Source organism: Acetobacterium wieringae (genome assembly GCF_001766835.1).
Lineage (GTDB): Bacteria > Bacillota > Clostridia > Eubacteriales > Eubacteriaceae > Acetobacterium > Acetobacterium wieringae.
Genome location: NZ_LKEU01000033.1, coordinates 232,293 through 243,992 on the forward strand (window position 1 = coordinate 232,293; position 11,700 = coordinate 243,992).

10 protein-coding genes are annotated in these 11,700 nt (G+C 46.6%); 1 reads left to right on the forward strand and 9 read right to left on the reverse strand.

Annotated elements, in window-relative coordinates:
* Positions 1–28: 28 nt before the first annotated feature.
* From ACWI_RS12195 to ACWI_RS12220, 6 genes are all read right to left on the reverse strand, one after another.
* Entirely contained in the window at positions 29–1,738 is a 1,710-nt protein-coding gene (locus tag ACWI_RS12195) for a CoA-disulfide reductase (protein ID WP_070371711.1), read from the reverse strand.
* A 25-nt stretch (positions 1,739–1,763) separates the two neighbouring features.
* Positions 1,764–2,099: a glutaredoxin domain-containing protein gene (locus ACWI_RS12200; protein ID WP_070371712.1), complete on the reverse strand. Its 336-nt coding sequence runs from the start codon at positions 2,097–2,099 to the stop codon at positions 1,764–1,766.
* 407 nt (positions 2,100–2,506) lie between these two features.
* A complete protein-coding gene (locus ACWI_RS12205) occupies positions 2,507–2,743 on the reverse strand; it encodes a hypothetical protein (RefSeq protein ID WP_070371713.1) in 237 nt (78 codons plus the stop codon).
* Between the two features lie 344 nt (positions 2,744–3,087).
* On the reverse strand, positions 3,088–3,498 hold the full coding sequence (locus ACWI_RS12210; protein WP_070371714.1) for a hypothetical protein: 411 nt from the start codon (positions 3,496–3,498) through the stop codon (positions 3,088–3,090).
* A gap of 32 nt (positions 3,499–3,530) precedes the next feature.
* On the reverse strand, positions 3,531–4,250 hold the full coding sequence (locus tag ACWI_RS12215; protein ID WP_070371715.1) for a DnaJ domain-containing protein: 720 nt from the start codon (positions 4,248–4,250) through the stop codon (positions 3,531–3,533).
* Between the two features lie 246 nt (positions 4,251–4,496).
* A complete protein-coding gene (locus ACWI_RS12220) occupies positions 4,497–5,084 on the reverse strand; it encodes a hypothetical protein (protein ID WP_070371716.1) in 588 nt (195 codons plus the stop codon).
* A gap of 270 nt (positions 5,085–5,354) precedes the next feature.
* Between ACWI_RS12220 and ACWI_RS12225 the strand changes: the two genes are divergently transcribed.
* The gene (locus ACWI_RS12225) at positions 5,355–6,929 is read left to right on the forward strand and encodes a cache domain-containing protein (RefSeq protein WP_070371717.1); all 1,575 of its coding nucleotides are present in this window, start codon (positions 5,355–5,357) and stop codon (positions 6,927–6,929) included.
* A gap of 117 nt (positions 6,930–7,046) precedes the next feature.
* Here ACWI_RS12225 and ACWI_RS12230 read toward each other — a convergent pair whose 3' ends face one another.
* From ACWI_RS12230 to ACWI_RS12240, 3 genes are all read right to left on the reverse strand, one after another.
* The gene (locus tag ACWI_RS12230; protein ID WP_070371718.1) at positions 7,047–7,958 is read right to left on the reverse strand and encodes a helix-turn-helix transcriptional regulator; all 912 of its coding nucleotides are present in this window, start codon (positions 7,956–7,958) and stop codon (positions 7,047–7,049) included.
* Positions 7,959–8,051: 93 nt separating this feature from the next.
* Positions 8,052–9,908 carry an ABC transporter ATP-binding protein gene (locus ACWI_RS12235; RefSeq protein WP_084633664.1) on the reverse strand — a complete coding sequence of 619 codons (1,857 nt, stop codon included), beginning with the start codon at positions 9,906–9,908 and terminating at the stop codon, positions 8,052–8,054.
* A complete protein-coding gene (locus tag ACWI_RS12240) occupies positions 9,905–11,644 on the reverse strand; it encodes an ABC transporter ATP-binding protein (RefSeq protein WP_070371719.1) in 1,740 nt (579 codons plus the stop codon). The genes ACWI_RS12235 and ACWI_RS12240 overlap by 4 nt, the downstream gene beginning before the upstream one ends.
* Positions 11,645–11,700 lie beyond the last annotated feature (56 nt).

Sequence of the window (11,700 nt, forward strand, 5' to 3'; positions counted from 1 at the left end):
GCTACTTCTGCAACCGTCTTTTTTAAACTTAGTTTGCAGTCGTCTCAAACTGAAGTGCGGCCAATTGATAATGGGCGGTTTTATAGGTACTGTAGCCACCAGCCAGATTGTAAATATTGGTAAAACCATGGCCCTTAAGAATCCGGATCGCCAGATACGCCCGTTGTCCCACCTGACAGCTTACATAAATCGGGGCATCTTTGTCGATTGGTATTTCACCAATCCGATCCCGAAGACTATCCAGCTCAATATTCACGGCACCCTTAATCCCACCTGCCCGGACTTCCATCGGTGAGCGGACGTCCAGTAGAAATCCGCCAGCTGCGATAATCTGGTCAATTTCATGCCACTGAACGGTTTGATAAACGCCATCGATAATATTCTCGGCGATATAGCCCAGAATATTCACCGGATCTTTCGCCGATGAGAACGGCGGCGCGTAAGAAAGTTCAAAGTCCTGCAGATCCAGTACCGTGGCACCCAATTTCATCGCCGTGGCAATCACATCGATCCGCTTTTCAGTGCCCTCCTGGCCAACCGCCTGGGCGCCAAGAATTTTCAGGGTTTGCGGGTCATACAGCAGTTTTAAGGCAATATTGGTGGCATTGGGATAGTACCCGGCATGGTTGCTGCGGTGAGCCACTACCACCTGATAGGGGATTTTTTTGAGATCCAGCAGGGCAGCATTATTGCCGGTGGCGGCAATGGTCTGATTAAACACCTTGGCTACGGCAGTTCCCTGAATCCCGACATTACCGATTTTTTTACCGTTAATATAATCGGCTACCAACCGTCCCTGACGATTAGCCGGCCAGGCCAAGGGAATGGCAGTCGGCGTTTTGGTGACAAAATCGACCACTTCCACGGCATCGCCGATGGCAAAAATATCGGGATTGACGGCATCATTTTCGCCGATAAAGACCTCATAATTGGGGGTCGTGACGATATGTCCCCGGGGCCCCACTTTCAGGTTAGCCTGTTTGGCCAGGGCATTTTCCGGCACCACCCCAATCGCCAGAATAACCAGATCGGCTTTAAGCACCTGGCCGCTTTCGAGCACCACTTCATGGCCCTCGTTCTGGAAATGATCAACCCCATCTTCGAGAATCAGATTAACGCCATTGGCATTGATTTCCTGATGAACCAGCTGGGCCATTTCAAAATCCAGCGGTTTTAAGACCTGGTTCATTTTTTCCACTAAAGTCACATTGATTCCCAATTCCTGGAGGTTTTCAGCCATTTCAACACCGATAAAACCGCCGCCAATGACCACGGCCCGGCTAACCTTGCCACTGTCCACCACGGCCTTGATTTTATCGGTATCGGGAATGTTTCGCAGCGTCAGGATATTTTTGGCTTCCGCCAATCCCGGAATCGGCGGTGCGATGGGTTTGGCCCCCGGTGAAAGGATCAGTTTATCATAGCTCTCGGTATAAATTTCACCGGTTTGATGGTTTTTTACCGTCACGGTTTTTTGATCCGGATCGATGGCGGTTACCTCACTGAAATTGCGGATATCCAGGTTAAACCGTTTGGACATCCCTCCAACCGTTTGAACCAGCAGTTTCTGACGATCGGTAATCACATCGCCGATGTAATAGGGCAATCCACAATTGGCAAATGAGATATATTCGTCCCGTTCAAACAGGATGATCTGATCTTCCTCACTTAAACGTCGAAGTCTGGCGGCTGCGGTGGCACCGCCAGCGACACCACCGACAATTAGTATTTTTTTCATTGGGTTATCTCCTTCTTGCTATTTATTATTTGGTTTCAAAGCTGGTTTTACATTTAGGGCAGCGGATGGTGATTTTGCCCTTATTACTGGGGGCCCGCATTCTGGTCTGACAATTCGGACAGGTCACCACCCGATGATCGACCAGTTCCAGTACCTTGGCCTGATCCAGACCGATCACGGCATCATCGCCGATGATAAAGGTCGGTACGCCACGAATGCCCCTGCGGGCCATTTCCTCTTGGGCCGCGACATCAACATTAACGTCCTTCTCAACAAATTGAATGTGATTCTGCCTGAGAAAAGCCTTTGCGGTCTTGCAATGCGGGCAGGTCTGGGTGGTAAATAAGGTTACATCTTTCATTACTCTCACCTGATTTCTTTTTTTATTTATGACTTTGTTTGTTTATAAATTAACGTAATTCATCCTACCAGATTTGTACCCGATTCTCTGTGATTTCATCACATAGGAGTTAAAATTGACAAAAAAATAAAACAACCGAAAACTTCTGTTTTCCCGATTGTTTTATTCAGAATGAACAGTCTGTGACTGTTGAGGTTGTCGATAAACTCCCGTACCGACCAATTGTTAATCTGTTGTCCGCTGCGAAATCGGACAGGCGATGCCGTGTCCGCTCCGATGCGGACAACATGATGTAACAATTGTCGGTACTAGGTTATCTTTTTTGACAGTCTGAACAGTCTGTGACTGTTTTCTCATTTTTATCAAACCACGCTCTGTTTCAGACCGCTTCTTCAATCCGATCCATTTCACAACAATACGCCACTTTCTTTAATTCGGTTTTTTTTACGGTTTTTCATTTCCTTATAGGCAAACTTGGTTCCTTTTTTACAGCCATCATCCTTGACCATCAAAACCGAAAGTCCTTCCATCAGCAAGGTCATTTCACATTGACGGGGGCAGCTGTTACAGGTGAGTTTAATTTCGCTGATCCTATCCTCTTGCGGAATTTTCACTTTTTCGTTTTCTAAATATGTCTTGCTCATTGATTCGCCTCCAAAACCTTTACTCAGAAACAGATTGACCTCGACGACACCGCCATTGTTTACCGGGACCGTCGCCACGTTCTGGCCGATTTTTGTAAAATATCATCTTTTCTGAATTATAACACAAAATCCAATGATTGTTAAATAAATAACTATTGGAAACGTTATCTGTTTTGGTGGTTAATCTTTTTTAAAGAATCCTTCTGCTAAACCGATAAATTTTAATACCGAATGATCCGTCTTCACCCAAAAAACAATTCGGTAATCTGATCTGCAAAAAACCCCCCCTCTTTTCAGTCATCTCACTAATTGAGGGGGGATTTTTTATTTGACTACTAGTTTCTTTACACAATCACCCGAACCGCAAAGGATTCTTTGCACGCCGGACATTTAACCATATGTTTACCCCGTTTGATCGGCAGTTTCAGGGTCTTCCTGCAATGGGGACATTTCCGATACCGATGAACCCGGATTTCTTTGATCCGCCGCAAAAATATCCGGCCTGATTTTTTGACGGGGTTCCACAGTTTCAGGAATTGTTCGTTTTCACTCCGTCGGCGACTGATATTTCGGGAAAAACCCCGTAACACCATCAGCAGAATCAAACCGTTTGAAATGACCATCAGGATCGTTGAATTGACCATCATATTGATCATCATCAGTCCCAAAGCCAGAAATAAGCCAGCGTAATAAAGCGGATCAATACCATAACGGCCCGTCATAAAGCGGATCAGCTTATTTTTTATACTTTCCATTTGTTGTCTCCTTCATCCGTTAACCATCGATACTAAAATATTAATCCCAAAAACGACAGCAAAAACTGGATTGCATAAAAACCAATAAACAACTTAACGATGGTACCCAGTGGGGAAAAACTGGACGTGCGTCGACTGGTGCTGCCAAACCAGCTGCGTCGGCCACTCATTTGACTCAGCAGGTTTTGATACTCGGCATTATCCGGCTCCATCTCAACGGCCATGCGGGCATGTTCCCGGGCTACGTCCCGGTAACCCAAGCCATAGTTGGCGATGGCACTATAAAAATGCCACTTAGCGCTACGATCCGCGAGATGATTAAGAATATTAAGCGCTTCTTCGTAGTTGTTCATATTAATCTGGTCAGCGGCGGCTTCAAAACTGTAGCTCCGCCGCTGGCTGTAAAAAGCTCCAAAAATCCATTCAAAGGGATCAAAGCCTTCAAAGGGGTCAGCCTGACCGCTTCGGCCATCGCTGCTGCTATATCGATAGGTATAGGTTCTGGTTTGTCCCGGATGACCTGGTTGATAGGGACTGGCATTGCCATGAGCATTGCCGTAAGCATAGTTGGCCTGACCGCTTTTGATCAGATCATAGGCCGCATTGACCTCGCTCATTTTTCGGGCGGCTTCCGGATTACCTGGATTCAAGTCGGGATGGTATTGCTTTGCCAGTTTTTTATATGCTTTTGAGACGTCCTCATCACTGGCATCGTGAGGAACCCCCAAAATGTGATAGGGATCCAAATTCATGGTTATTCCACCTTTATCTGCAAATTTATTTGAAAATTTAATCGTGGAACGATTGTACCCCTTAATGTTTAGGTTTTGTTTAAACAATTGAATAAAAGCATTTCAGATTTATGTAAATAGCCTGATAATTTTGTTTCTTGCGAGATTATTTAAAAAAATTCTTTTTTGTTCATGCCCTAAAAAAACACCGCCAACCGATGAAGATCTCATCTGCTCACGGCATTTAAAATACTAATTACCTATCATTCAGCGTTTTTGTGACAAAATTCCGATCGTCGATCGCCCCGGTAGCACAAAATAATTATCGCCCAGGGTCACGCCAATTTTGGCGGTTTCGCCAGCAAACATGTCAAACAGTCGTTTCTGTTCCACCGTTGACCATTCTTCCCCGTTTCCGGGAACGTAATCCTGCGCCGCTGACCAGCCAGCTTCAGCTTTAACCGCCTCGGCAACAAAGACCTTACCGGTATTGACCAGCAGATTCATGACCTCATCAATCATAAAAAGCTCCATGGAGTCTTTCAAAATTTTGGCATAATCATCCAGCTCCGTACCGACCGTGACAATATAGGGAAAAACCGGCTCGCTCTGGTCGACATAGCCCCGGAGCAGTGTGCTTTCAAAAGGCACTCCGTTGATTTTAACCCATTCATCGGTTTTTTCGGTAACCTCAGCTTGAAAGTAAATCGCCTTGGGCCGGGCAATCTGTTCCACCACTTCGTAAATAGGCTCGAGAATATCCAACATTGCTTCATTGCCTCTTAAGTGTAGCTCTTTGTCCAGGGTTTCCATATCGTAATTAAAGGGAAATTTCTCAAAAATTCTAAACTCCATTTTTACATTCTCCAATCTTTTGACTTGTTTTAAATATACCCATTCTTCATTAAAATATTAAATAAGAGTAAACTTTTTATTGTAAATTATGTTTCTCTATCCAAACTCATTGTGACGACCCATTGCGATCCCTACCAAATGAAAATCTGTCAGCATATCTTTGCCGAATTTAAAAGTATTTATTTTATGTAAATAAACTCTGTGATAAAATGATTTTACCAGCTTTTGCAAAACATTTGCAAAAGCAAAATAAACTAAAGGAGTCACCCAATGAAAAGAAAACTGCTGCCCTTATTACTTATCCTGGCTCTACTGTTAAGTGGCTGTGCAACAACCAAATCCAGCAACGGTAATCCCGATACGCTTTCTGATGCAACAGCTGCACTACAGACGGAAATGGACGAGATCCAGACGATGTTGGAAGAAATCGGAACTTCCGTCGGGAAAAGCCCGGCCGGTGATGAAAAAGCCTATTCACTGATGAACAAACAACTCAACAGTAAAACCTATTTCTTTGATATCCTGGTCTGTGATGCCGATTCCAATGTGACCCAGGTCGCCACGAAAATGGACAGCCCTTTTATTGGTCTCAATTTAAAAAGCATCAACCGCCATCCCGAACTATTTGTCGATACCCCGGCGATGGTTATCAAACCCCACACCTCCACTGATGACACCCCTTACCTCTATGCTTCAGTACCGATCAAAAACGGTGGTTGGGTAATCGCCTACATCGATCCTTATAGCTTTGGGGCCGAACTCAGTAAACTGGCCATTGGACAGAATCTCGACCTCGGCCTCATTGACACCAATGGAACCAATGTCTACACCAGCAACATGACCGAAATCGGCAAAAATATTCTGACTGACCCCATTTACAGCAGTTTTGTCGAACTGCAAACCCTGATTAAAAATAAAATGATCCCCAATGCCCAGGGCGAAGGAACCTATACCTATAATGCCGTCGGCACGAATGACCCCGTGCAGAAACAAGTAAAATGGGACACTGTTAGCGCCTTTGGCTCGGATTTGCGGATTTATGTCAATTCCGAACCTGGTACGGGTGAACCCACAACCAGCAAAGGTGACCTGCGCCAGTTTACTGACGAGGAATTATCCTGGTTGGATACCGCCAGCACCTTTATCTATAGTGAATTCACAACGCTCGAAAACCTCACCAAAGCAGCTGTGACTGCCTATCAACAATCCGGTGAAAATAGCGACGCTTTCTCCAGCGCCTTAGCCGCCATTGCCAAAGAAAGCCCAATTGCCAAAAATGTCGCCTTTGTCAATAATCAAAACCTCATTACCAACGCCTATCCCACTTATTTTAAGGGTATTTCCTTTGATCTTTATGATAAGAACATTCCAGCTATCAGCCAGCAAAAACAGCCTTTTATCACCGACCTGACCTTTGCCGATCATCAGTCTCCCTCGATGCAGCTGCTGGCCTTTGTAACCCCCGTTGAAAAGGATGGTCAGATTGCCGGATATATTGTGACCCAGGTACGCCTCTATGATTTTGCGGCCTATCTGACCAATCTGGAAAGTATCGGCAAAGATGTCAACTTCATGCTCACCAATAACGACGGAACGATTCTATACGATGGTGATCTCACTGAAATTGGCATGAACACGTTTGAAGATGACCTCTACGCTGAAGGCACCTTAAGTGACTATATTCACAATGAATATAAGCCCAATCGGGAAGGCCAGTCCCAATATGAATTCTATGGCGCCGGAATGACAGAAATCATTCCCAAGCGGGTTGTCTGGAAAACCATGACCTTTATGTGGAATGACTTTAAGCTCAGCATGAATTCGGAATGGAAACCGGTGGAATAACAAACCTGGCCATTCTTTTATACTTTACCCTGACACCTGCGCTAAAAAGCCGGTTCAAAGCAGACAGATTTTTCTTCCGCTTTGAACCGGCTTGTCTGGCGTTGGTTGTCGATCAGACTAGCTGTTGCGAATGGCTTTAACCGGATAGGCTTCAATGTACCCGCGGTAGCCCATCGGTGCCAATTGGAACCGCGGTGCTGCTTCGGGTGCCCATTGGTAGCCGTAAACGGTTGGATCAAAGCGTTTAGCATGCTCCCAGATCGCACCGATTTCGGCCATAAAATCGATATCATCATAGGGTTCACCCTGAAATACCAGCATCGTGCAGGGCGGCAGCTCGATCAGCTCGTATCCTTCCGGAATGACATTGGCATAATCCAGCGGTACCTCCACCCCCTGTACATATTGGGATGTCCCTTCCCGGATCAGATGCCCGGGCAACCACATCCCGATGGGTTCGTACAAGGCTTCCTTGACACTGGTCAGCACCGACCAGATCTCACAACCAACTTCTTCACAATAGCCAAAATACTCGGTTGCTTTGACACCCCGCTTTAACAAAAGCTTCCGGGCTGGCCGCTCAATTACCTGAACAAATACCGTTTTGGTTTCTTTTTTTTCGCTCATTCTATTCTCTCCTTTATGCATCGACTGGTAGGTATCGAAAACTTTCTGAGGCATAAATAATTTGATCGGCGGCGTCTGACGACCATATTTGCCGGGGGCCATACCAAACTCCCGGGAAAATGCCCGGGTAAAGCCTTCATGGGAGTCAAAAACAAAATCCATGGCTACATCGATGATTTTCACCTCCTCATCTCTCAAAAGAAGTGCTGCCTGCGTCAGACGCAGGGCCCTGATATAGTCAAAAGGCGGTTTTCCCGTAACCTCTTTGAACAGCCTGGCCGCATGCCAGGGCGAATATCCGGCTACATTGGCCAGTTCTTTCAAGGTGATCTTGCGGTGGAGATTCGTTTCGATATACTCCTGCATCCGCTGCACCGCCTGAATAACCTGTGCCTCTTCCATTTTTCTCACCTCCTGACTTGATTATAGACCAGAACTTCAAACCGTTCTTGACATGCCTTGCGAAACGACCATTTTCTCGCACCCGGGTAGCCACTACCCCACCAGATGATTAAACTGGCTGTTATACAAATCAGCATAGAATGTCTCCGCAGCCAACAACTCCTGATGGGTTCCTTTTTCAACAATGGTACCGTTATTCATTACCAGAATCAGATCGGCGGACTTAATCGTGGACAGCCGATGGGCAATCACAAAACTGGTTTTGCCCTTCATGCTCTGAACCATCGCTTTCTGGACTTCCAGTTCGGTTTTGGTATCAACGCTGGATGTCGCTTCGTCAAGAATCATCAGGGCCGGATTGGCCAGCATCGCCCGGGCAATGGTTAATAACTGCATTTGACCCTGGGAAACCGTTCCTTCTTCATTGGAAATCACTGTATCATAGCCCTCTGACAAGGTTCGGATAAAATGGTCACAGCGGGCCGCCTTGGCGACCGCAATGATTTCTTCACGGCTAGCATCCATTTTGCCGTAAGCAAGGTTCTCTGCAATGGTACCCTTAAAAAGCCAGGTATCCTGAAGTACCATCCCCACCATCCGCCGCAGCCCACTTTTTGACAGTTTCCTGACATCAATGCCATCCACTGAGATGGTTCCGCCTTCCAGCTCATAAAAGCGCATCAACAGATTAACCAACGTGGTCTTACCGGCACCAGTGGGCCCGACAATGGCCACCATCTCATTGGGTCTGACGGTAAAGCTGACATCCTCCATCAACAATTGCCCGGGTTTATAACCAAAGCGGACATGTTCAAAGGCCACCGCCCCGTCTGGCGCTGTGATCGCTATGGGGTTGCTGGTTTCCGGCAGCTCTTCGGCTTCGTCCAGAAATTCAAAAACCCGCTCGGCTGAGGCCAGCGCCGCCTGCATTGAATTGATAAAATAAGATGCCTGGGTAATCGGATCGGCAATCTGGTTAACATACTGCAAAAAAGCCTGCACGGTTCCAATGGTCATACTGCCGTTAATGGCAAAGATCCCGCCAACAATGGCCGTCACCACAAAACTGAGTTGTGTCAGAAAACGGATCGCCGGATAGATGGCATAGGTCACAAATTGTGATTTTTTGTTGGCCTGATACTGTCGTTCACTTAACTCCCGTTCGGTTTGCGTGACCATATCCTGCTGGTTAAAGCTTTTGATAATCAGATTGCCGGTATAATATTCTTCGATTTTTCCGTTAAGTTCCCCTAACACCTTCTGGTTTTCAGCGAAAATTGCCAATGTTTTTTGGGAAATCGCTTTGGTGGCAAAAACGCTAAGCGACATCGTCGCAATGATGATCACCGCCATAATCGGGCTGAGTGCAAACATAATCACTACACTGAAAACCAGGTTGCAAAGGGCATTGGCAAACTGTAAGGCCCCTGTTTTTAAGATCTCAGCAATCTTATCGGGATCATTGGTGGTGCGGCTTAATATTTCGCCGGTTTCATTGGCATCGTAATAATGAAGCGGCAACCGGGTAATTTTTTCGCTTATTTTCTCCCGCATCGATAAGGCCAGCTTTTCTCCGACACTGGCCATGGTATACTCCTGAACAAAGGCCACCGCTGCCCCAATCAGATAGGCCAGCGCCAACAAGAGCAGCGGCAACCCGACAATTTTTGCCAGCTGTTCATAACTGCCACCCAGGCCATTTGCACGAATGGCCTGAATCAGCTGATCCAGGGCTTTGCCCATGATGATCGGGGTAACAGCAAAGAGTCCGCTGCTGACTACTGCCGCCAGCAAAATGATCAGCAAGGCCCATTTTTGTTGCAGCAACAACCCCATCAAGCGTTTTCCCGCCAGCTTGGTATTTTTCGGAATATCTTCCATTTCCGGTTTTACTTCGGGATTAAACGCCTGCTTCTTTTGCTGTTGTGGTTTTTTTCGCCGTTTCCTCATAAACTGCCGACCTCCTTTTCGCACAGCTGCGATGCCACAATTTCCTGATAGACCAGGCAAGTATTGATCAGTTCAGCATGCCGACCAATACCAGCCATCCGACCGGCCTCCAGCACGATAATCTGGTCAGCATCAATAATCGTGCTGACCCGCTGGGCGACGATCACCACCGCTGCCGAAGCCATCTCTTTTTTTAAGGCTTGTCTCAGCGCCGCATCGGTTTTAAAATCGAGTGCCGAAAAACTGTCGTCAAAAATATAAACCGGGGCTTTTTTTACCAGCGCCCGGGCAATGCATAACCGCTGCTTCTGGCCGCCGGAAAAATTGGTGCCACCCTGGGCCACCGATCGCTGGTAGCCTTCGGCAGTCTCCATAATAAAGTCATGGGCCTGGGCGGTTTGGGCCGCCTGTTCCAGTTCCTGCTGAGTGGCCTGACTGTTTCCCATCCGCAGATTATCGGCAATGGTGCCACTAAAAAGGAGCGCTTTTTGGGGTACATAACTGATGTTTTCCCGCAGCTCATGTTGAGAAATCTGGCGGATATCCACCCCTTCGAGTGTGATGGTGCCGCTGGCGACATCATAAAGACGCAGCATCAGACTGGCAATGGTACTTTTGCCCGAACCGGTGCCACCGATAATGGCCGTTGTTTTTCCCTGCTCACAGGCAAAACTGATTTCCTTAAGAACCGCCTCCTCGGCACCCCGATAGGAAAAACTAACCTGATCAAAAACAATTTTGAAGGGATCAGCCGGATTTCTTCTGGATTGCGGTACGGTCACATCGTTTATTTCCGGAATCGTATCCAATACCTCCTGGGTACGATCAAGGCAAGCCTTCATTTTAGGCAACATAACCATCACCATCGACGACATAATCAGAGCGATCAGCAAAAGAATGGTATATTCTGAGACGGCGGTAATGCCGCCAACCTGTATTTCGCCATTGAGCACCAAAAAGCTGCCAAACCATAACACCGCTACCAAACTGATTCCCACAACTGACCAGATCAGCGGACTGAATACCGCAAAGGTCTTATTCAGTTTAATCACGTTATTGGCGTAATTTAAAAAGGCCGCATTGGTTCGATTTCTCTCAAATTCGGAATTATCAAAGGCCCGGATGACCCGCACCCCGGTAATCGCTTCGCCCATGATCCGGTTAATGCTATCCAGTCGCATTTGGATGGTTTTGGAGATCGGACTGGCCTTGATAAAAATTACATAGATACCCAACATGAAAAAAACCATGGCCAAAATCGGAATCGCTACCAATTTGGGGCTCACGGCGATCGTCATAATAATCGCCGTCACCGCAATAATCGGTGCCGGCAAAACCATTTGGGCCAGCATAATCACCGTCTGTTGGATCACCGTGATATCGCCAGTTGCCCGGGTAATCATTGAAGCGGTACTGAAGTGATTAAAGTCACGGATTGATAAAATCTGGGTTTTGTCAAAAATCCGATCCCGCAGGTATTTTCCTGAAAGGGCGGCTAAATCGGCACTCATATAGCTGGCCCATAAGGAAATCAGGGCTGATAACCCAACCGCTGCCAGCATCTGCAAGCCCAATCGCACAATTGCCATCAGATCATTTTTGAGAATCCCATCATCAATCATTTTGGCCGCAAAATAGGGCACCGCCAGCATACTAAAGGACTGGATTACCGTGGCCAGTATGATTAAAAACAACAGCGCTTTTTTTGTTTTTAAAAATTTAATCAAATATGTCATCTTTCTGCCCTCCGAAGTTGTTGTGAATCGTTATGTCGGTGTATTCTTGCTTTTTA

What these genes read in the sequence shown, in the direction of transcription:
- ACWI_RS12195 (WP_070371711.1), bottom strand. Translation starts at nt 1,738, where the DNA reads ATGAAAAAAATACTAATTGTCGGTGGTGTCGCTGGCGGTGCCACCGCA.
- ACWI_RS12200 (WP_070371712.1), bottom strand. Translation starts at nt 2,099, where the DNA reads ATGAAAGATGTAACCTTATTTACCACCCAGACCTGCCCGCATTGCAAG.
- ACWI_RS12205 (WP_070371713.1), bottom strand. Translation starts at nt 2,743, where the DNA reads ATGAGCAAGACATATTTAGAAAACGAAAAAGTGAAAATTCCGCAAGAG.
- ACWI_RS12210 (WP_070371714.1), bottom strand. Translation starts at nt 3,498, where the DNA reads ATGGAAAGTATAAAAAATAAGCTGATCCGCTTTATGACGGGCCGTTAT.
- ACWI_RS12215 (WP_070371715.1), bottom strand. Translation starts at nt 4,250, where the DNA reads ATGAATTTGGATCCCTATCACATTTTGGGGGTTCCTCACGATGCCAGT.
- ACWI_RS12220 (WP_070371716.1), bottom strand. Translation starts at nt 5,084, where the DNA reads ATGGAGTTTAGAATTTTTGAGAAATTTCCCTTTAATTACGATATGGAA.
- ACWI_RS12225 (WP_070371717.1), top strand. Translation starts at nt 5,355, where the DNA reads ATGAAAAGAAAACTGCTGCCCTTATTACTTATCCTGGCTCTACTGTTA.
- ACWI_RS12230 (WP_070371718.1), bottom strand. Translation starts at nt 7,958, where the DNA reads ATGGAAGAGGCACAGGTTATTCAGGCGGTGCAGCGGATGCAGGAGTAT.
- ACWI_RS12235 (WP_084633664.1), bottom strand. Translation starts at nt 9,908, where the DNA reads ATGAGGAAACGGCGAAAAAAACCACAACAGCAAAAGAAGCAGGCGTTT.
- ACWI_RS12240 (WP_070371719.1), bottom strand. Translation starts at nt 11,644, where the DNA reads ATGACATATTTGATTAAATTTTTAAAAACAAAAAAAGCGCTGTTGTTT.